Origin of the sequence: Cognatundibacterium rivi (genome assembly GCF_018139565.1) — a bacterium.
Taxonomy (GTDB): Bacteria; Pseudomonadota; Gammaproteobacteria; order Burkholderiales; family Burkholderiaceae_D; genus Undibacterium; species Undibacterium rivi.
Window position 1 is genome coordinate 61,213 of record NZ_JAGSPK010000001.1, and the last position, 20,986, is coordinate 82,198.

The 20,986-nt window shown below is 49.9% G+C and carries 25 protein-coding genes; 6 read left to right on the plus strand and 19 right to left on the minus strand.

Annotated elements, in window-relative coordinates; genetic code table 11:
- Positions 1-102 precede the first annotated feature (102 nt).
- On the plus strand, positions 103-1,164 hold the full coding sequence (gene hisC, locus KDM87_RS00255; protein ID WP_212677254.1) for a histidinol-phosphate transaminase: 1,062 nt from the start codon (positions 103-105) through the stop codon (positions 1,162-1,164).
- Between the two features lie 128 nt (positions 1,165-1,292).
- On the opposite strand, the gene KDM87_RS00260 is transcribed toward hisC, so the two are convergent.
- Complete coding sequence (locus KDM87_RS00260) at positions 1,293-1,787, minus strand: hypothetical protein (RefSeq protein ID WP_212677255.1); 495 nt, start codon at positions 1,785-1,787, stop codon at positions 1,293-1,295.
- A gap of 10 nt (positions 1,788-1,797) precedes the next feature.
- Positions 1,798-2,283, minus strand: coding sequence for an asparaginase domain-containing protein (locus tag KDM87_RS00265; protein ID WP_212677896.1), 486 nt, complete (start codon positions 2,281-2,283; stop codon positions 1,798-1,800).
- A 120-nt stretch (positions 2,284-2,403) separates the two neighbouring features.
- On the opposite strand from KDM87_RS00265, the gene KDM87_RS00270 reads away from it, so the two are divergent.
- On the plus strand, positions 2,404-3,177 hold the full coding sequence (locus KDM87_RS00270) for an L-asparaginase (protein WP_230407530.1): 774 nt from the start codon (positions 2,404-2,406) through the stop codon (positions 3,175-3,177).
- 286 nt (positions 3,178-3,463) lie between these two features.
- The gene (sugE, locus tag KDM87_RS00275; protein WP_212677256.1) at positions 3,464-3,784 is read left to right on the plus strand and encodes a quaternary ammonium compound efflux SMR transporter SugE; all 321 of its coding nucleotides are present in this window, start codon (positions 3,464-3,466) and stop codon (positions 3,782-3,784) included.
- Between the two features lie 226 nt (positions 3,785-4,010).
- Here sugE and KDM87_RS00280 read toward each other — a convergent pair whose 3' ends face one another.
- The 15 genes from KDM87_RS00280 to KDM87_RS00350 form a co-directional block, all read right to left on the minus strand.
- On the minus strand, positions 4,011-4,892 hold the full coding sequence (locus KDM87_RS00280) for a hypothetical protein (protein ID WP_212677257.1): 882 nt from the start codon (positions 4,890-4,892) through the stop codon (positions 4,011-4,013).
- A 238-nt stretch (positions 4,893-5,130) separates the two neighbouring features.
- Positions 5,131-5,490, minus strand: a complete 360-nt coding sequence (locus KDM87_RS00285) for a DUF6232 family protein (RefSeq protein ID WP_212677258.1) — start codon at positions 5,488-5,490, stop codon at positions 5,131-5,133.
- A 123-nt stretch (positions 5,491-5,613) separates the two neighbouring features.
- A complete protein-coding gene (locus tag KDM87_RS00290; RefSeq protein ID WP_212677259.1) occupies positions 5,614-5,961 on the minus strand; it encodes a hypothetical protein in 348 nt (115 codons plus the stop codon).
- 207 nt (positions 5,962-6,168) lie between these two features.
- A complete protein-coding gene (locus KDM87_RS00295; RefSeq protein ID WP_212677260.1) occupies positions 6,169-6,561 on the minus strand; it encodes a VOC family protein in 393 nt (130 codons plus the stop codon).
- A gap of 161 nt (positions 6,562-6,722) precedes the next feature.
- Entirely contained in the window at positions 6,723-7,130 is a 408-nt protein-coding gene (locus tag KDM87_RS00300; protein ID WP_212677261.1) for a RidA family protein, read from the minus strand.
- 102 nt (positions 7,131-7,232) lie between these two features.
- Positions 7,233-7,643, minus strand: coding sequence for an ester cyclase (locus KDM87_RS00305; protein ID WP_212677262.1), 411 nt, complete (start codon positions 7,641-7,643; stop codon positions 7,233-7,235).
- A 426-nt stretch (positions 7,644-8,069) separates the two neighbouring features.
- Positions 8,070-8,378, minus strand: a complete 309-nt coding sequence (locus KDM87_RS00310) for a DUF2314 domain-containing protein (RefSeq protein WP_212677263.1) — start codon at positions 8,376-8,378, stop codon at positions 8,070-8,072.
- A gap of 32 nt (positions 8,379-8,410) precedes the next feature.
- Entirely contained in the window at positions 8,411-8,923 is a 513-nt protein-coding gene (locus KDM87_RS00315; RefSeq protein ID WP_212677264.1) for a hypothetical protein, read from the minus strand.
- Entirely contained in the window at positions 8,920-9,423 is a 504-nt protein-coding gene (locus tag KDM87_RS00320; protein WP_212677265.1) for a YfbU family protein, read from the minus strand. The genes KDM87_RS00315 and KDM87_RS00320 overlap by 4 nt, the downstream gene beginning before the upstream one ends.
- A gap of 85 nt (positions 9,424-9,508) precedes the next feature.
- On the minus strand, positions 9,509-9,853 hold the full coding sequence (locus tag KDM87_RS00325; protein ID WP_212677266.1) for a hypothetical protein: 345 nt from the start codon (positions 9,851-9,853) through the stop codon (positions 9,509-9,511).
- Between the two features lie 491 nt (positions 9,854-10,344).
- Entirely contained in the window at positions 10,345-11,148 is an 804-nt protein-coding gene (locus tag KDM87_RS00330) for a hypothetical protein (protein WP_212677267.1), read from the minus strand.
- A gap of 566 nt (positions 11,149-11,714) precedes the next feature.
- Positions 11,715-12,170 (minus strand): hypothetical protein, encoded by a 456-nt coding sequence (locus tag KDM87_RS00335; RefSeq protein WP_212677268.1) that lies wholly within the window; start codon positions 12,168-12,170, stop codon positions 11,715-11,717.
- A 122-nt stretch (positions 12,171-12,292) separates the two neighbouring features.
- Positions 12,293-12,562 (minus strand): hypothetical protein, encoded by a 270-nt coding sequence (locus KDM87_RS00340; protein WP_212677269.1) that lies wholly within the window; start codon positions 12,560-12,562, stop codon positions 12,293-12,295.
- A gap of 22 nt (positions 12,563-12,584) precedes the next feature.
- Positions 12,585-13,178: a hypothetical protein gene (locus KDM87_RS00345; RefSeq protein ID WP_212677270.1), complete on the minus strand. Its 594-nt coding sequence runs from the start codon at positions 13,176-13,178 to the stop codon at positions 12,585-12,587.
- A gap of 316 nt (positions 13,179-13,494) precedes the next feature.
- Positions 13,495-14,469: a D-2-hydroxyacid dehydrogenase family protein gene (locus KDM87_RS00350; protein ID WP_212677271.1), complete on the minus strand. Its 975-nt coding sequence runs from the start codon at positions 14,467-14,469 to the stop codon at positions 13,495-13,497.
- A gap of 342 nt (positions 14,470-14,811) precedes the next feature.
- Between KDM87_RS00350 and KDM87_RS00355 the strand changes: the two genes are divergently transcribed.
- Positions 14,812-16,674 carry a phosphoenolpyruvate carboxykinase (GTP) gene (locus tag KDM87_RS00355; protein ID WP_212677272.1) on the plus strand — a complete coding sequence of 621 codons (1,863 nt, stop codon included), beginning with the start codon at positions 14,812-14,814 and terminating at the stop codon, positions 16,672-16,674.
- A gap of 239 nt (positions 16,675-16,913) precedes the next feature.
- Here the strand turns inward: KDM87_RS00355 and KDM87_RS00360 are convergent, their stop codons facing one another.
- Together KDM87_RS00360 and KDM87_RS00365 are read right to left on the minus strand one after the other, a co-directional pair.
- Positions 16,914-17,306, minus strand: a complete 393-nt coding sequence (locus KDM87_RS00360) for a DUF2798 domain-containing protein (RefSeq protein ID WP_212677273.1) — start codon at positions 17,304-17,306, stop codon at positions 16,914-16,916.
- A 47-nt stretch (positions 17,307-17,353) separates the two neighbouring features.
- A complete protein-coding gene (locus KDM87_RS00365; RefSeq protein ID WP_186884124.1) occupies positions 17,354-17,671 on the minus strand; it encodes a hypothetical protein in 318 nt (105 codons plus the stop codon).
- 139 nt (positions 17,672-17,810) lie between these two features.
- Between KDM87_RS00365 and KDM87_RS00370 the strand changes: the two genes are divergently transcribed.
- Together KDM87_RS00370 and KDM87_RS00375 are read left to right on the plus strand one after the other, a co-directional pair.
- On the plus strand, positions 17,811-18,779 hold the full coding sequence (locus tag KDM87_RS00370) for a LysR family transcriptional regulator (protein ID WP_212677274.1): 969 nt from the start codon (positions 17,811-17,813) through the stop codon (positions 18,777-18,779).
- Positions 18,780-18,917: 138 nt separating this feature from the next.
- Positions 18,918-20,963, plus strand: a complete 2,046-nt coding sequence (locus KDM87_RS00375; RefSeq protein ID WP_212677275.1) for a sensor histidine kinase — start codon at positions 18,918-18,920, stop codon at positions 20,961-20,963.
- The last annotated feature ends 23 nt before the right edge of the window (positions 20,964-20,986 follow it).

Consider the following 20,986-nt stretch of genomic DNA (forward strand, 5'->3'; position numbering starts at 1 on the left):
TTTTCAGACAACATCACGAACACCAGCAATTTTTATCTTCACCCGATCAGCGCCCTGTATATCATTTTATGGATAACGCGCGGTCCCACATGAAAAATCATCATGAGCCAATACTGGAGCAAGCTTGTACACACCCTGACACCGTATGTGCCGGGCGAACAACCCAAGCTGCAAAATCTGATCAAACTTAATACCAACGAAAACCCGTATCCGCCTTCGCCGAAAGTACTGGCGGCGATTACGCAAGCGACGTCCGCCGATCTGCGTCTGTATCCTGATCCGGGCTCAGACCGTCTGCGCGAAGTGATTGCTGATTATTACGCTGTCACACCATCGCAGGTCTTTGTTGGCAACAGTTCTGATGAAGTGCTGGCGCATACGTTTCAGGCATTGCTGAAACACGATCAGGCTTTGCTGTTTCCCGATATTACTTACAGTTTCTATCCGGTCTATTGCGGCCTGTATGACATCGCTTACAAAACGATTCCGCTGAATGCACAATTTCAGATTGATATCGAGGATTATGCACAGGCAGATGGCGGCGCGATTATTTTTCCGAATCCGAATGCACCAACCGGCTGCGCGCTCGGTCTGGCAAAAATCACTGAGTTGCTGAAGCAGAACCCGCACTCGGTTGTGGTGGTCGATGAAGCCTACATCGATTTCGGCGGCACCTCGGCGATCAGCCTGGTATCGCAGTTACCGAATCTGCTGGTGGTGCAGACCTTATCCAAATCACGTTCGCTGGCGGGCTTGCGGGTCGGGTTGGCGGTCGGTCATCCTGATCTGATCGAAGCGCTGAACCGCGTCAAAAACAGTTTCAACTCTTATCCATTAGACAGACTTGCCGTCGCCGGCGCGATTGCGGCGTTTGAAGATCAGGCGTATTTCAAGCTGACCTGTGATGCCGTTATCAACACGCGGCAAAAGCTCACGGGACGTTTGCAGGAACTCGGGTTTGAAGTCTTGCCTTCGTCCGCCAATTTTGTGTTTGTGCGCCATCCTGAGCAAGATGCCGCAACGCTGGCGCAACGCCTGCGTGAACGGCATATCATCGTGCGCCATTTCCGGCTGCCGCGCATAGAACAATTCCTGCGGATTTCGATTGGCACCGATGCCGAATCGCAATTGCTGGTTGAAGCGCTGGAAGCATTGCTGGCGTAATCATTCGCTACCGCATTTACTGCAGCAAGCCAACAACAAACGATACAAAAAAGCGGCGTGATTTCCTTATGCAGAAATCACGCCGCTTTTTTTGCAATGACGAACATGATGCCCGCCACTGCTGATTTTTAATCCGGCCACAGCGACATCACCAGTTCTTCGATGTTATCCGGGTTACTGATTTTCTTTCTGGCGGCTGGCCAGTCTGCCGGTTCCGGTACGGCTTTTCTGGTGAAGACTGGCGTATCAATCGCCATCTTCATTGCAAACACAAAGATGCCGGATTTCACCTCTGGTGGCGGCAGTTTCTGCACGATATCGTAAATCTGATTATCAAAATATTCGTGCACCGTTGGCGTCATATCCAGCCATGAATAGGTCGCACCATCGGAGCGGATCGCGATCACGACATAACCGCTGCTGGGTGCGACTTTTGTTTTCTTAAATGCCTTGTAAATCTGTGACTGCAACGCCCGCGTGTAACGGCCAAGGCTATCGACATTGATACCTTTTTGCTGCAGCACACTTTCAGACTGAAAGAAATAAAACGCATCAAAACGCACATCTGCGGCCGACGCCAGCGTCGACAAACTCAGCAATACCGCTGCCAGCAGCCATCTCATGATGTCATCCTCATTTATTCACAAACACACCCGCTGTGCGGTTTTTTTGCACATCGTTCCATGGAAACACTTTGCCGTTCATCGCCACATGCACGCCGGGCGGCAGCAACTGCGCGGCGGCACAGGCAAACCCCAGATTAAACAAAGCGTCGGAATTCGCAATTTCATACGGAATCATCGCGCCGGTAAACACGATAGTTTTTCCCAGATTCGCCGCGCCCAGTACTTCGGCGGTTTCGCGCATGGTGTCGGTGCCGTGAATAATCACGATCGCTTTTTCGGGCGACGCCTGGCAAGCCGCTAATATCGTCTGGCGGTGGCTGTCATCCATATCCAATGAATCCATCAGCATGCAGATGTCCAGCTCGACTGGTACCGTCAGCCGCGCGCGGCGTATCACTTCCGGCAAATGGCTGTCGGCAAAACTCAGCTTGCCCGCGATTTCGTCATAATGTTTATCAAAAGTGCCGCCGGTGGCGAGGATACGCAAGCTCATGGTGTGCCGGAAAATGGTAGTGTCAGAGACAGCCATTGTAACGCGCCAGGCTGCGCGCTGAAAGCTGCTACACTTGCGCCTCATCATCGCTGACCTGTTTTTTCTGTCCCACGCACCATCATGAAAACGATCGCCCCCGGCACTGTTATTTTTCACCGTCATCGCGGCTACGGCGTGCTGACCACGGTGAATCTGCTGACCGGCTGGGTCGCCGCCCGTTTTGGCGATGAAAAGCGCACGCTTGATCTGAACTTATCCACAGACGACATTCAGCATGCCGATGGCAGCGCGATCCTGTTTCGGCGCGATCCGCCGGAACGCATGCCGCAAGCGCGCCTGATGGCGATGGTGCGCGAATTGCACGCCGCCGGTTATCAAAAACTGTATCTGTATATCTGGCCGAAAGCCTCTGGTCTGCACTGGCGCTGGCAGTTATTCACAGGCACCCGCAACTGGATGCAACGCCCCTGCCGCGAAGGCTGGTATGGTTCCGGCGCTGACTATATTTTTAATCCAGTGATGGGCTGGGGCGATGCGCCCGGTGCCAGCAGCGCTGAACTAATTCAGGCGCTGGCCCAGTTCGACCCCGCCGGACTGGCGCAGGCATTAGGCCGCGACGAAGATCACAGCGCCTGGTTTGCCAGCGTCTGCGATGCGCTGTTGCCGGACTACGCCTACAGTCTCGGTGCCGACACCGCCGATAACCCACTGCCGCTGTATCTGCCGGTGATCGGTGTGCGCCAGCGCCAGCCCGCGCTGGAACGGCAATTACCGTATCCGCCCGGCTGGGAACGCACCTGGAGCCCCGACAGCCTCGCGCGCCGCCACCAGCAACGCGCCATCGTGCGCCATGATGTGATACCGTCCGGCTGGAGCCTGCCCATCGATATTTAAACAGCGTTGTAGATATACTCCCCCCTGTTTTTAGTAAAACACCCTTAATCTCAGCGTCAATGCTGGGCTTTAAAATATACCCGGGGGAGTATTTTTCGGTGCTGTTTCTTGCTTTAGTTTCTTGCTTTATTTACTGCCTCACCAACACGTCAGGCCAGCACGCAGAAAAAAGCAGCCGCCCGCAAGTGCCGGAAACGCCAAATTCAGCAGCATCCCCGCCAGAGGACGACCTCTGCGGTTTCTATTTTTTGCAGGGACGACCCTGCCACCGCACAAGGAACACAATATGAACTGGCTCATCCTCATCGCCGCAGGCTTGTTTGAAATCGTCTGGGCCATCGGCCTCAAATACACTGAAGGATTTTCACGCTTCTGGCCGAGCGTCATCACGCTGGCGGCAATGGCAGTGAGCGTGGGCTTACTCGGCATTGCCATGAAAGGCCTGCCAGTCGGCACCGCCTACGCAATCTGGGTCGGCGTCGGCGCCGTCGGCACCACGATTTTTGGCATCATCCTGTTCGGCGAACCCGCAAACCCGGCACGCCTATTCAGCCTCGCCCTGATCGTCTGCGGCATCATTGGCCTGAAACTCTCCACGCCTGCCTGAGTTTGTTTCGTTGCAATGCGCCTGTGCATAACGCCGGATTTACGCACAGGCGCATTAAACCCATCTGGCAAGATGATCGGTGCGTGATAAGGATGCACCTACCCCTAATTGCGTATCAGGCGTAGGAGCTAGCGGGGTATGTTGTGTGAATTAACGTGCGGCCGAATGACGTAAGCACGGAGAGAAGCCAAAATACAGCTTTGAGTCGTCACGTATGACTAAAAGTTTATGCCTTCGTTGGTTTAATATAAATATTAACCATTTCATATAAAAGATGGCTATAAGACATAAGAAACTCTATCAACATTCCAAAGCGGCACACGTAAGTTCGAAAAGATGGATCTGAATTTATAGGGATTTCAAGCAATGCGATAAGATTTCTGTACTTATCTTTGCCGAAGAATTGCTCTACTAACTGTTTGTGTCCGATGAGGATTTTCCCGTTGTTGAAGACACCCGCTTCTTTAGCTACTAAGTCGGTAAAATCTTCGATACTTATGGTTCTGCCACAGTTATGAACTATTAAGTGTCTCAGCTTTTCAATTAAAACAATTGCAAACTCTAAATTTACGTCAAAATAATTTTTCGATTCAATATACTGAAGCTGTGGAAATGATTTTCGAAAAGTCTCTAAGATGCTCTTTGGGGCGCCTTTCTTTTTATTTGCCTGCTGCAAGTGCCAATTGAAATCTAATTTATCTCGCTCGGAGAGTTTTATATTCCCGTAGTCACATAGTGGCCAGAAGTTGGCATCATTGAGGCCGCAGTAGGCATAAACCTTAAACAGATAGTCTTCAAATTCTTCATAAGCTTCGGCGAGCAGCCATTGATACTGCCTATTTTTTCTAAATAGGGCCTCACTCTCTCGATCATCTGCGGACATTGTTCTGTAATGATATGAACTGACCTGACCAGAACGGGCATCGCGAAAGGTCATATTATGTGACGATAAACGCACGCCTTTTAGTTCAGGATATGCCCCTTCATTTTCTGCGTATTGGAGTAGAGCCTTTAGTTCCGCACTAGAAGCACTCTTTACTGCGCGTTGAAACAGCTCGATTTCTGCGATCCGCTCCGAGTAATTCAACCAAATATCTTTGATATTCATAGCTACCTTTAAGTAATCAAGAAAGCTCAAATTGTTTTAAAGCCCAATAACCGATAACTGCTTCTGTGCAGCTGCTTTGAGCAAAATGTGCGTAACACCACGGACTTGTTTGCATCAAGCAAGCAACGTATATCCAACCGTTTGGTTCGCTCTATAACGCTGAAATTCTTCTTAAAGAGGATTATTAAAGGATAACGTTCGACCTCAGATAACTACCGCCAGATTTCACTTTGGCATGCTAACCTCTGTAGACGATAGCTTCATTGAGAGCGGAAACAACTTGATCCAGATATTCTTTCTGATAGGTTGTCAGTGCTTTCGTTTCTCCGCCTGAAGTGCGAAGCATGATGTGAAACATCGTCTTTTGCTTAGACAAGTAATAGATCGAAATTGCTACGAGCGGGATACCGAAGAACGCATTCTGGCTAATAGTGGCAAGACCGAGCAAAAGAAAAAGGATACCTCCAACCCGGTTTGGAACCTGAGTGACTGGATTGACCGAAGTGATATTACTCATAGCAAACGTCTGGCCATCGACAACAAACCTTGCGCTGGAGACTTTCACTCCGTCGTGTTCAAAGAACGTCTTTTCTTCCATTGTTGCTCCCGTTTAAAGTACAGCGTCTGGATAAAACAGATACCTTGCAAAATGTCGAATGCCTGATGTAAGTGGAAAGGGCAAGACCATAGCGCCCTTCCAGCGCAATATCTCTGCAACTCTCTACCTACAGACAAAATTTGCCAGATCGCTCTTGCTTGAGCCGGGTTGCAGCTCAAACCACGTTGTCGGTTTTTCTTTGATGCTGGATGGTGATTGTTCGCTGTAACCCAACTCGCGCATTTGCATGGTGGTGCAATTTGTTTCTGTTAACGTGTAGCCAACGCTGTCGATGCCGACTCGCTTATGCAACGCACGCACAATGTTTCCAAATTTTTTCGATTCAAGAAGAAAGTATTTCCCCTTATCGCCCGCAACACTGCGCGGAATAGTAATTTCAGACTGAGCAGCAGTCAACGCGGTGGTGACAAAAGCAGCAGCAAGCAGTGCCGTGATTTTTAAAATACGCATGAACATTTCCTGTCTGGCTAAGGTAACTGAATTTGCAAAAATAAAGCTTGCCTGTACATTCTCAAAATTTATGCTCGACTGCGGTAAACACACCCATATTCCGCATACTCCCCCCAGTTTTTAACAAAACCCCCTTCTTCTCAGCATCAACACTGGGCTCGCAGAGATACCCGGGGGAGTATATTTCGGTGCTTTGCAGTGTCGGCGTCAGGCAGGTCGCAGCGCCTGCAGCATGGCGATGCGGTTGCCTTCGGTGTCGAGGAAGGAGACGTAGCTGCCGACGCCGGGGATGTGCATGGGTTCGCCGAGGATGCTGCAGTCGGCGCTGATGACTTTGGCGATGGCGGCTTGCATATTGTCGACCGCGATGACGACCGATGGCTGTTGTGCCGGGCTGTCCGGTGTTTGCTCGAAAAAGCCGCCGTTGATGGTGCCGGGCTGCGTAGGTCGTCCATCGGCGGTGTCGCAGGTGTTGACGACCACGTAATTGCTCATCGCGGGGCCGAGCGCCTGTGTCTGCCAGCCAAAGGCGGTGCTGTAAAACTCCGCCGCGCGGGTCGCGTCCTGATATGGCATTTCAAAGTGGATCACCGGATTCATCTTTCACTCCTTCACTCAAAAAACATTTGTGATCTTGATGTTTTTACCGCGTCGCATTTGGCATGAAGCCTGAGCTGCAAATTCAGCGGATGGCAAAAAGTAGCTATTTAGTGATCCGCTGGAATGATTGCTCGGGTTTGTTTCAGAACGGGCTGCGGCTGTTAATCAGGCAGGCGGACAACCAGTTCCAGTTCCACCTGCAGATCCGGTGCTGCCAGCGCTGCCACACCGATGCCGGTCACACAGGGTTGCGCACCTTCAAAGGTGGCCAGAAACGGTGGCATCAGTTCTTCCATGCGTTCTGGCGTCAGGTTGACCAGATAAACACGTGCCAGCACCACATCGTGTGGTGTGGCGCCGACGGCATCCAGTGCGGCTTTGGCATTCAGCGCGACGAGCTGCATTTGCTCGGCCAGCCCGGCTGGCACCGGCTGACCATCTGCCCGCCACGCGACCTGGCCGGATATGTACGCCATGCGCCCCGGCGTAACGATGGATATTTGTGAATAGCCCATATCGCCGGCGTTTGGCAAGGTCGGTGGGTTCAGGCGGACGATGGATTGCGTCATGGTTGCTCCGGAGGGTAAATTTCAGAGGGTGTCGGGCGCATCGCTGCGCCCCGTGTGTGGCGCACGCGCAGTGGATAACCGGGCGCGCGCACAGTGCTGCCATTACTTCATTTGCGCTAATGCGCCGTGCAGATCAGCGTTGCCCCAGTGCTCGGCGTACTGGCCGTTACTGATGCGAACGATGTCGGTCACGTTGATGCGGATGCGGCGCCCGGTCGCCGGAACCCCGAGAAACATGCCCTGGTGCGTGCCGGAAATCGTCTTGCGGGTAACAACTTTGTCGCCTTCGGCGATCTGATCGTGTAATTCGACCGTCAGATCGGGCAGGGCTGGCCGCAGGACGTTTGTAAAAAATGCAGCGAAGCCTTCGCGCCCGTTGGGTGTGCCGGGTGGCGCAGTGTGGTTGATGAAGCTGGCAGCCACCAGCGCATCAAAGGTCTGCATATTGCCTTGTTCTATGACTTCGCGATTGAAACGTGCAACGATTTGTTTGTTTTCAGACAGTGTATTCATGGCAAAATTGAAATTGGTCAGCTAGAACGTTGATTGAATGTAACAAAAGTGAAGCTTATTCAGGGGTATTAAAAAAAGACACTTTTCTTCCAATGCCTTCATAGCGATATAGAAGCTTATGGCAAACAATTATACTGTATTTATATACAGCTCTATTGTATGTAAAAAATCATCATCACATTGTGGATGAACAAGCCGATTTCTACATACTCCCCCCTGTTTTTTACAAAACACCCTTTATCCCGGCGTAAACATTGGGCTTGTAAACATACCCCTGGGAGTATATTTTTACGTTTTGAAGGTGTGGGGCGCGCTGAATTCGATTAACGAGGGTGGACGCGATGATTGTTGAAGTAGGCCAGGGAATTTGGGAGTAACGTCAAAATTCAGCGGCCTCCGTTTGCGGAGGTTCGCTGAGATGCCGTATCAGGCTTTGGGTAGCTCTTCATATATTTGAATAACGTGCTCTGGCCGAAATTCTACGCGTGCACCGCAACGAAGCTCAGTGGTGCAATAGGGATCATTATTCAGCTCTCCAACATATCCATCTGTGAGACGTTCATTGACAATTACCCACATTCGCTCGACGTGCTGACCATCAATGAGCGAGATGCGAAATATTAGTTTTACTAATTCACCGGGGAGTAGATTGTCACGCTCATCTCGCGGCGGTATCCAGAACGTGTCTGGATATTCTCGGTTTAGTTTTTCTCCATCTTCAAGTACGTATTCCATTAAGAAACCTGACGTTAGGGCTGGTGGATGGGTTAGGCTCGCGTTTCAACATGCTCTCGTTTGGAGTCGAGGCTTGCCTTCACTACAGAAAGAAAACTCGATACTTCCATAAGGATGGTCTGCCCGTTCAATTTGATATTGTCAGCCTGTAAAGGATCAACAAATTTCTCAAGCAGCGGGGTAACTTTTAATACGAAGACATCAACTTCCCCCTTCAGAAATACCCCTTTACTTTTGTTTGCCTCAAGGATCAGGTTTTGAACTTCGTCAGCATCTGACTTTGAACGAACACCTCTTACGCTCGTTGAGGCGGAGCTCGGGCCATACTTCTCCATGCACTTGATGGCCTTTTCACAGTGAACCTTGAGTTCGGCCAACTCTGAGGTTTTTCGCTGATTAATGAGTTGCCCTTGAACACGGCTAGCCTCATCAGCAGAAGTTTTAGCAGCTTTAGCTTGCTTCAAAGAGATTGCAGCCCCCCATATCGATGCACCTGTTCCAATTACAGTAATGACTAACCCCCAAAAAGTAGGCGCGTCCATCATGCCTCCAGGAGGTGCTTGATATTTTCAGCCGCGAGATCATATGACTTTCCAAATTCCAACCATTTAGTAAGCATTCGGTCGTATTTGTCCAGCATTGGGCAGTGACTATTGAAGTCAGGATATTCGACGTCTTTGCGAAGCTCGTCGTACCTATCGAGATCAACGATGAAATATCGAGCATATGAAAGATGATGGGATTCGTTGTTTCCGTCGTAGCCGGGAAATTCAACTTGGTGTTCTCCTATGCCGTCTTTGTCTTTCAGTCGTTCATATGAGTATTTGATTGCTCGGTACATCTCCAATGTATCCAGTACTCGTCGGCACTCGGATTCGTCAAGTTCTTCCCAGAGATTTTCAACAATCCAAGGATAGTGAAGTTTGTACCCTTGCTGAAGAGCGATTCGGTGCTTCTCGTAGTAATCGGCGTCATCAGGGTATAGCTTCTCAAGGATGAGGAACTGATTGATGAGAATTAGCCGATCTTTCTTCGTAAGTTCCATGAGGGTTTTCCTGAAGGTAAGTGCCTAACGTTTGAATTAATAAGGGGCGTCGTTAGGCGTTCCGCTTGAATGACGGGTTAGGCATTTAAAGCCCCAAGGCCGCAACAATTAGAGGGATGGTTTCACCACGAGCGATTCTTGATTTAATGTCTTCGATTTGAGCGTTGTCTTTGATAAATGGGAATTTATTGCCCGTGGAGGTAGTAAAAAACAAACGATAGCCACCGTCTTCTGGCTTAGTGTTTCCAATACGATAAAAACCTTCTTCGTTTACTGTTGACTGATAATCTCCATAGGTTCCGTCTGCTGACTTTTTAACCAGAACTTTTGGTAAAAAAGACTGAGTGGTTTTCCCTTTACCATCAGAAATAATCTTTGCGACATAAGGTTGGTTTTGATTTTTATAGTGATGTAAATTAAGTGTGGGCACTATTTTTCCTTATTATTTATAGGTGAATTTGCATTTGCCTAACTTGTTTTAAAGCGTAAAAATCAACATTAACACAATGATGCATATATAACAATTTAGTTTCTATCGCCTTAAAACGCTCGTGAATACTGATTCTGCTTTGTTCTGCTGGGCGTAAATACAGTTTAACGACAGGAATCTGCCTGCATCGCGCTTGCGTTTGTCGCAGCCTCAAATAACCACGGGAAAACATCGTCCTTATGCACAGGTGCATCCAATTACGTGGTATTGGCCTTTGATAACGGCGCGGTCATGGCACGGGTTCTCATTGGCGCGCCTGTCTTCGTCCTCTTCGCCATAGCGAATGCGTTGTTGCTCTGCGCCAGCAATCAGATCTGTGCCGCAACGGCGGCTCTTCGATTCATTGCGGCCAGCCAGCGACGGCCTGGGTGCCGTGATAGCCGATCGATTGCTTTTCTGTCTGCTTCGCTGATCAGTGTCTGAATCAAGCGTCAGCGTGCCAGTGAAGCTGCGTGGTTATGGCTATCATAAAAAGCATCGATTTCTCTGGCGATTCTGCCGATGGCTAACCATACGATGCTTTCCGGGTTGTACGGCAGCAGAGGCTCAACCCGGATACTGGTTTGTTCCAGCCTGAACAGAATATTCCTTCGTTGATCTCCCGGCAGAATCGCAACATGCGCGCACTGTTTGCGAAATGCATTGAAGGGCAAGGTCGGATCGGTGGTGGTGATGTGCTGAGGCACAGCTTCAATTGACGCAGCTCGCCAGGACAACGCTGAAAAAACAGGATCAATACTCTCCGTCAATTCTTTGTAGCCAACCAGAATAAGTAGTGCCGCATTACCGCTCGGCAAAGCTAAGGAAAAAACCGAACCGATCGGTGCCGTGGTACGCACTTTTTGCGGTTTCGGCGGCGCGAATTTAACAGGTAATTCCGGAGGTTGAACGCGATTCAAGCGTGCCTCCAGTGCTTTCAGAACCTTGATTCGTGCGGCAACGTTTGCCGGCGCATCACGTTGCCACACAAAGACATCACCACCTGATTGCAGTAAGGGCAGCGCTTTCGCCTTGAGCGATGCCGACAAACGACCATATTTCCAGGCGGTGTCTGCCAAAGCAAAATAAACACAGCAGGCAATTTCTGGCTGCGCCAAAAGCTGGCCGTAACCATCAAGAATTTTTTGTTCAGCCTCTTCGCTTGCACACCCCTGCGACAAATGCGTGACGTATTCATCGCGCACATCACAGCTTGTGTCGTCCGAATAAAGCCCCGTCCCCCACGCGCCCATCATCGCCCCTAAAGTTAATTGAAATTAACGAAGGTGAAGCTTAATCAGGATTGTTCAAAAAGACAATTTGTTGCTCCTGCTTAAAACGCCTCAGCAGCTTGTGACCATGACGGATGCCTGATGCCGATGCAGTTGAAGCACCACGTTAAAAAGTCGTCGCGCCAAACGCCCACCAACAACCCACATTCTGCATACTCCCCCCAGTTTTTCACAAAATACCCTTTATCCCGGCGTCAACATTGGGCTTGTGGAGATACCCGGGGGAGTATATTTTTGGCGTTTTGAGGGTGTGGGAGGTGCCTCAGATTGCCTGACACCGACGTAAGCACCAACACATCACGCGAATGAAGCTAAGGCGATTATTGCGCGGAGAAGGAAAAATCAGGACGAGAAGCAGATTGGCCTTGAAGATAAACCGGTCCCAATCACCTGTCAGCTTGTTTGCTGACGCTCGCGGGGGTTTTGTGGAAACGTTTGAGTTTACCGACATGCGACAGAGTAGTGTAGCCAACCAAAATAAAATGACGACCGGCGCAGCTACGCCGGAGCATTTCTAGGTGAACGACTGGTTAGGCGTCAGACTTTTCCTTGCCCGTGTCACCCCTTTCCACTACATCGGTACCCGAATCTTGCTTAGATCTTGTGCCGAAGTAGAAGCCAATCACGATGAGGACTACATCCTTGAGGTACGAGAGCCCTGGCAGATTTCCGAGCGCAGCCAGACAGAAGCTAAATACGATGGCGATTGCAATAAAGGTCTGAATATTTATTGAACCCAAGGCAATAGTTGATACCTTGAGCCCTAGTCGAGAAACAAACCATTCACCAAGTGCAAGGACGACAACAAGCTGGAGTAACGGTTGACCAAATTGCCAAGCACCAGTTGAAATCGAGTCAACGACTTCTTGCGCCTGCTTAAGACCGGAGTTCGCCTGCATTGCATCAATGCCCATCAAGGATAGGCCGACTTTTAGAGCAATCAAAAGTGCAGCAAATACAAGTGATAAGGAAAGTAGTGTTCTCATCGAATACCTCTGATATATGTAGGTGTAACGATAAAGGTGGGGTTGATTCTGCCTAACGCAGAAACTCAGCCTCCAGCCTGCCGTAGCGAAGTGTAAACAAAGCGGTCAGCTGGAATGCTTTGTTAGGCCAGTTTTGCGATCAACGAGGCCGCTATTTCTGCGAAGCCGTTTATGTTTTTTATGGCTTGTGCTTTCTGCTGATTGGTTTTGGTCACATCACTAACTAAAACCATTAAGCTAGCTAACGTCTCTTTGCCAACAGCCGCTTCAGCAATTATGTCTGAGACCTGTTGCCTAGTCAGTCGAGCGATGTCCGAAGCTTCCGAGGCAAATTGATCATTTGCAAGTTGATTGGCCTTAGCCCGAAGTGCTGCCCATTCGACGTTATCCATGTTTATCTCCTAAGTTGCTCACTCAGTTGTTAATGAAATTCTGAATTTTATTATTGAGATCAATTGCCTTACCCGCGTCTACGCCGCCTTTTTGAACAAATGAATCAATTTCAGAAAAGACCTTATCAAGCTGTATTTTTCCACCAGTAGCGGACGATACCAATTGAATGCTTTTGTTTGTGGAATCTTTTACGGAAACAGCAGATTGAAGTAAACCGGTAATTGTTGTATTTGCTTGATTAAGAACTAGATAGTTATCTTCGATCTTTGAGACCAGCCCAACTCTCACTTTTTCAAGGGCCTCTTTTGCAGCATCATTTTTGCCATTCAGTGCAATAACGTCACTCGATATATCTGCTAGTTGACTGGCTGTAAGCGTAACGCTCCCTCCGGGAGTGATGGTAGAAAAATATTTGGTAAGCGCTTTCTGTAAAGCGGCATCTAGCTCTTTGCGCTTGGCTTCAAAATATAGATTAATTAAATTTATTTGAGCGTCACTTTGCTTTTTGATTCCATTCCCGATTTCGCTACTTAAGCTCACGGACTCTGGGGGAACGGTAGCACACGCGGAAAGCGCGACCACAAAAATGACAGTGCATATTTTAAAATTCTTCACATCAATCTCCATACTAGTTATGCAAAATATCCTAAGACAACAGGCAGGCCTAACGTGATTTGAGTTTACAAAATTACATATTAACTCAGTATTAAAAAATTAACTAAAATTTATCGAACCACGTTCTTCTTACCTTGCCTGACTGTGCATAGTTATACCGATTAAAGATAGAGCATAACCAGATAGACAAAAACATCGATTCACCAGCATCGTCAAACCTCTGTTTATTGAGTCAGATCTACGACCATTCACATCGTCACCACTTCGCACACAGCCGCTGATTGTGGACATATCCAACCTTACCCACAGCCCTCCTTCACCCCTGCAACAAATTCGTCGGTGTTCCGGCGGCGAAATTCAGGATGTTTTGGAAAGCGGCGGCGAAATAGAGTTCGTAGCTGTCTTGCTCCACGTAGCCGATGTGCGGTGTCACGAGGACGTTTTCACGGTGCAACAGCGGGTGGTTTTGCGGTATGGGTTCGGTTTCAAAGACGTCGATGGCGGCAAAGCCGGGGCGGCCAGCATCGAGTGCGTGGACGAGGGCGTCTGGTGCCAGCAATTCGGCGCGGCTGGTGTTGACGAACAGAGCATCGGGTTTCATGCGGGCCAGGTCGTCTGCCTGCACGATGCCGCGCGTGGCGTCGTTCAGACGCAGGTGCAGGGTGACAATATCACTTTCTGCAAAAAATGCCTCGCGCGAAGCGGCGGCCCGATAGCCGTCTTGCATCGCTTGTGCGCGGCTGCTTTCACTGCCCCAGATGGTAACGTGCATGCCAAACGCGGTGGCGTAACTGGCGATGCGTTTGCCGATTTTGCCGTAACCCCAGATGCCGAGGCGGCGTTGATGTAAGACTCTGCCGAGGCGATTCTGTGCGGGCTGGACGGAGGATGCCTGCCAGGTTCCCTGTTGCAGTAAAGACGCGTAATTGGTGAGGCGGCGCGAGGCGGCCATGATCAGCGCCCAGGTCAGCTCGGCGGGGGCGGTAGCGTCGCCGACACCTTCGGCAATGGCGATGTTTTTTTCTCTGGCGGCGGCGAGGTCGATGTGTCCGGCGACTTTGCCGGTTTGTGAGATGAGTTTTAAATTCGGCAGACGTTGCAGCAGGGCGCGCGGAAAGCGGGTGCGCTCGCGGATCAGCACGAGGGCATCAAACGGGGCGAGGCGTATCGCCAGTTGGCCAATGCCGACAGCGCTGCTGTTGAATACTTTGACGTCATGGTCTTTGAGCATGGCAAAGCACTGGCAATGCCGCACGACATCCTGGTAATCATCGAGGATGGCAATCTTCATGATTTTTTTTCCTTATGCGGTGAAACTGCTGAAACAGTTTCACTTTCAAAAACAGTACTACTGTGATAATAAATCTGATGTGATCTGCACCCAAATGGGCGCGTCCGTGTAGAATATCCGGTTACGTAGCTTTTTGATTCTTCCGTCCGCCTACCGCGCCGACGCAAGCTGGTATCGGGATCATCGTCCCGGTGGCCTATTATCCGACAGAACCGCCGCCATCGTGTTCGCCTTGCTGGAGCTGGGAAATTCCCCATTCATGCTCGCATCGCCTGACTTTCTAATGACGACCCTGCCGCGCTGCTACCCCGGTTTTTTTATTGCAATCTTATTGGAGTCAGTATGAGTCAAACAACCGCCAACGACATCGCGGCAACCGGCGCAACAATTAATGCGCCCGCTTATGTCAAACATCCTAAGCTGATCAGCTGGATCGCTGATATTGCTGCGCTGACGAAGCCAGACAATATCGTCTGGTGCGATGGTTCACAGGAAGAATATGATCGCCTGTGCGCACAAATGGTCGCTTCCGGCACCATGAAAAAGCTGAATGAAGCAAAACGCCCGAACAGTTATCTGGCGTGTTCTGATCCTACCGATGTGGCGCGCGTCGAAGACCGCACTTTCATCTGTTCTGAGAAAAAAGAAGACGCAGGCCCGACCAATAACTGGATGGCACCGGCAGAAATGCGCGCGACGCTGAACCCGCTGTTTGATGGCTGCATGAAAGGCCGCACGATGTATGTGGTGCCTTTCTCTATGGGCCCGCTGGGTTCACCGATTGCGCATATCGGCGTTGAATTGTCTGATTCGCCATATGTGGCGGTGAACATGCGCATCATGACGCGTATGGGCAAAGCGGTGTATGACGTGCTGGGTAGCGATGGTGATTTCGTTCCTTGCGTGCATACGGTCGGTGCACCGCTGGCCGCTGGTCAGCAAGACGTGGCATGGCCATGCAATGCGACTAAATACATCGTGCATTACCCTGAAAGCCGCGAAATCTGGTCGTTTGGTTCTGGTTACGGTGGCAATGCGCTGCTGGGTAAAAAATGCTTTGCGCTGCGTATCGCGTCCACGATGGGTCGTGATCAGGGCTGGCTGGCAGAACACATGCTGATTCTGGGCGTGGAATCACCGGAAGGTAAAAAACATTACGTTGCAGCGGCGTTCCCATCGGCTTGCGGCAAAACCAACTTTGCGATGCTGATTCCAGCAATCAAAGGCTGGAAAGTGACGACGATCGGCGACGATATTGCGTGGATCAAGCCAGGTAAAGATGGCCGCTTGTATGCGATCAACCCGGAAGCAGGTTATTTCGGCGTGGCACCGGGCACCAACACGGCAACGAATTCAAATTGCATGGCATCGCTGACAGCCAACACGATTTTCACTAACGTCGCACTGACTGACGACGGCGATGTCTGGTGGGAAGGCATGACGAAAGAAGCGCCAGCGCATCTGATCGACTGGCAAGGTAAAGACTGGACGCCAGCCATCGGCAAAGAAACTGGCCGTAAAGCAGCCCATCCAAATGCGCGCTTCACCGTCGCTGCAACACAAAACCCTGTGATCGATGCCGCATGGGATGATCCTGCTGGTGTGCCGATTTCTGCGTTCATCTTTGGTGGCCGTCGTTCAACGACAGTACCGCTGGTAACGGAAGCGCGTAACTGGATCGAAGGTGTTTACATGGCGGCCACCATGGGCTCTGAAACCACTGCGGCAGCGGCTGGTCAGCAAGGCGTGGTACGTCGTGATCCGTTCGCGATGTTGCCATTCATGGGTTACAACATGAGCGACTATTTCCAGCACTGGCTGGATATGGGTAAGAAAATCGACGCGATCGGCGCGACTTTGCCTTCGATTTACTGCGTGAACTGGTTCCGTACGGATGAAAACGGCAAGTTCGTCTGGCCAGGTTTCGGCGACAATATGCGCGTGCTGAAATGGATGCTGGAACGTATCGAAGGCAAAGCGAACGGCATCGAAAACGTGTTTGGTGTGACGCCAACGTTTGATGATCTGAGCTGGGATGGTCTGGAATTCACTGAAGAACAATTCCACACGATCACATCGATAGACGTTGCAGCCTGGGAAGAAGAGCTGGTCTTACATACCGAGTTGTTTGAAAAACTGGCCTACCGTTTGCCAGCAGAACTGGAAGCTACCCGCGTGGCCTTGAAAAACCGCCTGAGCATGTAAGTTTCTCAGTGTAATAATCAGCTTGTTATAAAAGCGCGACGTTGTCGCGCTTTTTTTATATCGATGCAAATCAGGCTGTGAGCAGTGTTTATCGGTTCTGATCTGACCAGCGCAGCGTAGCGAATATAGTTGACGCTAACACTGACACTAACGCTGAAGTCGATGGCAGCGAAGCACGTAAAAAAAGCCGCTACGAATAGCGGCTTTTTTCAGACAAAATCGGTTTGGTCAACGTGCGATTAACGTACAATTTTCGGCAGTTGTGGTGCTTTGACTGTTAAGCCATTCTGCACGGTGACTTCATCAGACACTTGCTGTATCGCTGCAATACTGATGCCCTGTGTGCGACGTTTCAACACCGCTGGTTTGCTCAGGCTGCGTGAGATTTTCTGAATCACAGGCAAGGCCATGTAAGCCAGTGGAAAAGCGATAGGCCAGGTTGTCAGCCATGCTTCCATCCACGATGCGAAAAAGTCGCTGGTCAGACCAACCCACAACAGACGCAAAACGGCGGTGACGATCAAAGTCAGCAAACCTGTCATCAGCAGACTTGGCAGCATGGATGCCAGACTTCTGGAACCAGCGACTTCACGCGGTGTTGTACGCTGGTAAGCTGGGGTATAGGCAGACATGGTTAACTCGCTGTACACTGGGCTATGTTGCATTGCAAAATTGTTGATTAACCGCGAGCCGCAAGTGCGCGCAGCTCAGCGGCCATGTTTGGCGAAGTGCTGTCGAGCTCGTTGGCGATATTGCGAACCGCCAGCATGCTGCGCAAATTGCGCATGGCAGATTTTTCTTCGCGTGTTTTGTTTGGGAATACAGCGAGCTTCAATGCGCGCAACATGCCTGTAATCAATGGCTTAAAGACCAATAACATTGTGGTCAGAATGCTCAGGCCGATCAAAGGACGGGCAGCAGCAACCAAAGCGCTGATGGCAACTTCGGCAACAGGGAGTGCGCTGGTGGCAGGGAAAGCGATATTGAGGAAAGTCATGATGATCTCTACTTTTATTTACATTTGGGAATAATCAGATCATATTGCATCGCAACATATAATTCTAATTTCGATTTCCTATAATCAATATATTGTTTGTGAATAATTGCAGATAACGATATTAACGGAGGCAAACAACATGAACTTTTTGACACTGGATCTGAATTTATTGCGGGTGTTTGATGCGGTAATGATTGAGCAAAACCTGACCCGCGCAGCGGATAAACTCGCAATGACCCAGCCCGCCGTGTCAAATGCATTGAAACGCCTGCGCCATTCGCTGAACGATGAATTATTGATACGCACTGCGTATGGTGTGAAGCCGACCCCGCGCGCTGAGGCATTGTGGCCCACCATACGGCAGGCCTTATCCAGCCTGGAATCCGCCATTGCGCCCGGCGCCTTTGATGTCTCGCAAGCGCAGCTGACGTTTCGCATGGCGATGGCAGATGCGACTGCAGCACTGTGGATGCCAACGCTGGTGCGCTCAATACAGAATGATGCGCCCGGTATTAATGTACGCATGATGCCGCTGACTACGCGCGAACCCCGCCCGATGCTGCTGCATGGCGATATTGATATTGCGGTCGGTTTTTTCCCCGGTGTTGTCGCCCAGCTTTCCGGAAGCCAGACTGCTGGTAACAGCGCCATCCGCCATGAACGGCTGTATTCGGGTCACTATGTCTGCGTGATGCGGCAGAATCATCCACTGGCGGGAAAAACCCTGACGGTCGATGATTATTGCGGTGCCAATCACTTACTGGTAAGTTTCTCAGGGCGGGCACATGGGCTGATTGATGAAACTTTAAGCAAAATGGGGCGTGAACGACGCATATTGCTGACCATTAATCAGTTTTTTACAGCAGGCCGCGTGGTTGCGAATTCTGACTTGCTGACGGTCTTGCCAAGACACCTGATTTCAGCCACCGGTATGACCGACGCGCTGATCTGGACAGAGTTGCCGTTTGAAACACCGGCGGTGCATATCGATATGCTGTGGCATGAACGCGATGCCCGCAATCCCGCGCATCAATGGCTGAGAAACAATCTGATCACGATGACGCACTCCAACCTGATTCCGGAATTGCAGCATGACAAACCGGAATAGCTGAAAAGTATCTTATTGTTCTTTCTGATTGCTAAGCGGATTGAAACTTGTTAGGCTGCTTCATCTGTTTAACAGTTTTTTACATTCCGCGTTGATTTTTCGCTTCGTTTCCGTATAGCGACTTACCCGCCCAGAAAGATGCATACAGCCCGCTATCGCCGATTTTTTATTTTCGCCTTGTTGCTGTTATCTTTTTTACTCAAAGGATTAACAGCGCAGGCGGCAGTGACTTTGCTCGAAAAAGGCGAACAGAAAATACCCCTGCATAATAATTTTCAATTATTTGAAGACACCACTGGCAAGCTTGATATTCAGGATATTCTGTCACCGGAAATCGCGCGCCAATTCAAACCGTTGTCAAAAAATCTGAGCGCAGGTTACTCCGAATCGGCATTCTGGCTACGTCTGGATTTACAAAGAAGCAGCGCTGACAGTAATAAGATGTGGTTGCTGGAAATGATGCCCATCATGCTTGACGATATCCGCATGTATCGTCGTGGCAAAGACGGCAGTATGGAAATTCAACGGGCGGGCGATCACATTGCTTTCTCGCAGCAGCAAATCCGGCACCACTATCCTATTTTCAAACTTTATCTGCAGGATACAGAAACAACGACGGTGTATTTACGGATACAAAGCACCAGCTCTGTTTTTTTCCGCGCAATATTGTGGACACCGAATAAATTCACAGAAACCTCTGACTACATCGCCAGCCTGATGGGTATTTATTACGGCGTGATGCTGGCCATGATTATCTACAACGCGATATTACTGATCACTTATCGCGATATTTCCATGTTCTATTACCTGCTGCTGTCATTCGGAACCTTGGCTGCCGGTATGAGTATCAACGGTCACATAGGCATGTTTATCGCCCCCGACTGGCCTTGGCTGGTCGACATCATGCCGGCACTGTTACCGCAATTAATTATTCTCGTCTCATCGTTATTTATCACCAGTTTTCTGCAGCTCAAAGAAACGATGCCATTTTTTTACAAGGCATTCAAAGTCATGCAGGTCATGGTGCTGATTTTTATTGCCCTTATTCTGGCCGGATACAACGCGACCATTGCAGAATTTGTGCAATTAGTCAGCTTGGTTCAGGTCATCTGTTTCTTACCAATCTGCTTTTTGGCAGGTTTGCGTGGCTACCCACCAGGCTATATCGTTTGTGTTGCGTCTGTTTCCTGGGTTGTCAGTATTTTTCTCCTGCCTTTACGCAATCTCGGTATTCTGGAATCCAGCTGGATCACGGATTACGGTTTCCAGATCGGCTCTGCAATGGAAGCCATCTTGCTGGCATTAGCACAGGCTTACAGAATCAGTCTGATTAAAAAAGAAAGCGTCGATATTCAGCGGCAGTTGCTGAAAATTTCGCAGCAGGCTGAATATGAGCTGGAAGCCAAAGTGCAGTTGCGAACCGCAGAACTCGATGATGCGGTTCAACGCATGAAACTGCTGGATAAAGAGAAAGACGACATACTCGGGATAGCGGCACATGATCTCAAAAACCCGCTGACCAGCATTATCGGCATGAGCGATCTGCTGCGTAAAATGCGCCATCAGATTTCCGAAGAACAGCAGCAGCAGTATCTTGAGCGTATCAGTAACAGCGGTCAGCGGATGATGCATATCGTCACCAATCTGCTGGATGTGAATGCGCTGGAATCGGGGCACTTTCATCTGTCGGCACAAACCGTCGATTTCGGTCAATTGTTACGAGACATCATTCAGCAATACGAATCGGCTCTGAAAGCGAAAAATCTGCATACCGTTGTGGATATTGACAGCAGTGTTTTCGTTACCGCCGATCTGAATGCCTGTATCCGTATTTTTGATAACCTGCTATCAAACGCGATTAAATTTTCTACAGCAGAAAAAACAATCTGGCTCACAATCAGTCAGCACAATGGCATGGGCCGGTTCGAAGTGCGCGATGAAGGGCCGGGTTTGTCCAGTGAAGATCAGCAACATTTGTTCACGAAGTTTTCAAAATTGTCGCCGACACCGACGGCTGGCGAACATTCCAGCGGGCTGGGTTTATCTATCGTTAAAAAACTCAGTGAAGCACAAGATGGCTGCGTCCGTTGCGTCAGTACACTGGGTGCTGGCACCAGTTTCATGGTGGAATTGCCGCTAGCGACGGTATCCCCGACACAGATGCAAGTTCTGACCGGCACTTGAACCAGTGGATTAACTAATGGATT

Coding starts and splice junctions, on each gene's coding strand:
- hisC (WP_212677254.1), top strand. CDS start 103: ATGAGCCAATACTGGAGCAAGCTTGTACACACCCTGACACCGTATGTG.
- KDM87_RS00260 (WP_212677255.1), bottom strand. CDS start 1,787: ATGAGATGGCTGCTGGCAGCGGTATTGCTGAGTTTGTCGACGCTGGCG.
- KDM87_RS00265 (WP_212677896.1), bottom strand. CDS start 2,283: ATGAGCTTGCGTATCCTCGCCACCGGCGGCACTTTTGATAAACATTAT.
- KDM87_RS00270 (WP_230407530.1), top strand. CDS start 2,404: ATGAAAACGATCGCCCCCGGCACTGTTATTTTTCACCGTCATCGCGGC.
- sugE (WP_212677256.1), top strand. CDS start 3,464: ATGAACTGGCTCATCCTCATCGCCGCAGGCTTGTTTGAAATCGTCTGG.
- KDM87_RS00280 (WP_212677257.1), bottom strand. CDS start 4,892: ATGAATATCAAAGATATTTGGTTGAATTACTCGGAGCGGATCGCAGAA.
- KDM87_RS00285 (WP_212677258.1), bottom strand. CDS start 5,490: ATGGAAGAAAAGACGTTCTTTGAACACGACGGAGTGAAAGTCTCCAGC.
- KDM87_RS00290 (WP_212677259.1), bottom strand. CDS start 5,961: ATGCGTATTTTAAAAATCACGGCACTGCTTGCTGCTGCTTTTGTCACC.
- KDM87_RS00295 (WP_212677260.1), bottom strand. CDS start 6,561: ATGAATCCGGTGATCCACTTTGAAATGCCATATCAGGACGCGACCCGC.
- KDM87_RS00300 (WP_212677261.1), bottom strand. CDS start 7,130: ATGACGCAATCCATCGTCCGCCTGAACCCACCGACCTTGCCAAACGCC.
- KDM87_RS00305 (WP_212677262.1), bottom strand. CDS start 7,643: ATGAATACACTGTCTGAAAACAAACAAATCGTTGCACGTTTCAATCGC.
- KDM87_RS00310 (WP_212677263.1), bottom strand. CDS start 8,378: ATGGAATACGTACTTGAAGATGGAGAAAAACTAAACCGAGAATATCCA.
- KDM87_RS00315 (WP_212677264.1), bottom strand. CDS start 8,923: ATGATGGACGCGCCTACTTTTTGGGGGTTAGTCATTACTGTAATTGGA.
- KDM87_RS00320 (WP_212677265.1), bottom strand. CDS start 9,423: ATGGAACTTACGAAGAAAGATCGGCTAATTCTCATCAATCAGTTCCTC.
- KDM87_RS00330 (WP_212677267.1), bottom strand. CDS start 11,148: ATGATGGGCGCGTGGGGGACGGGGCTTTATTCGGACGACACAAGCTGT.
- KDM87_RS00335 (WP_212677268.1), bottom strand. CDS start 12,170: ATGAGAACACTACTTTCCTTATCACTTGTATTTGCTGCACTTTTGATT.
- KDM87_RS00340 (WP_212677269.1), bottom strand. CDS start 12,562: ATGGATAACGTCGAATGGGCAGCACTTCGGGCTAAGGCCAATCAACTT.
- KDM87_RS00350 (WP_212677271.1), bottom strand. CDS start 14,469: ATGAAGATTGCCATCCTCGATGATTACCAGGATGTCGTGCGGCATTGC.
- KDM87_RS00355 (WP_212677272.1), top strand. CDS start 14,812: ATGAGTCAAACAACCGCCAACGACATCGCGGCAACCGGCGCAACAATT.
- KDM87_RS00360 (WP_212677273.1), bottom strand. CDS start 17,306: ATGTCTGCCTATACCCCAGCTTACCAGCGTACAACACCGCGTGAAGTC.
- KDM87_RS00365 (WP_186884124.1), bottom strand. CDS start 17,671: ATGACTTTCCTCAATATCGCTTTCCCTGCCACCAGCGCACTCCCTGTT.
- KDM87_RS00370 (WP_212677274.1), top strand. CDS start 17,811: ATGAACTTTTTGACACTGGATCTGAATTTATTGCGGGTGTTTGATGCG.
- KDM87_RS00375 (WP_212677275.1), top strand. CDS start 18,918: ATGCATACAGCCCGCTATCGCCGATTTTTTATTTTCGCCTTGTTGCTG.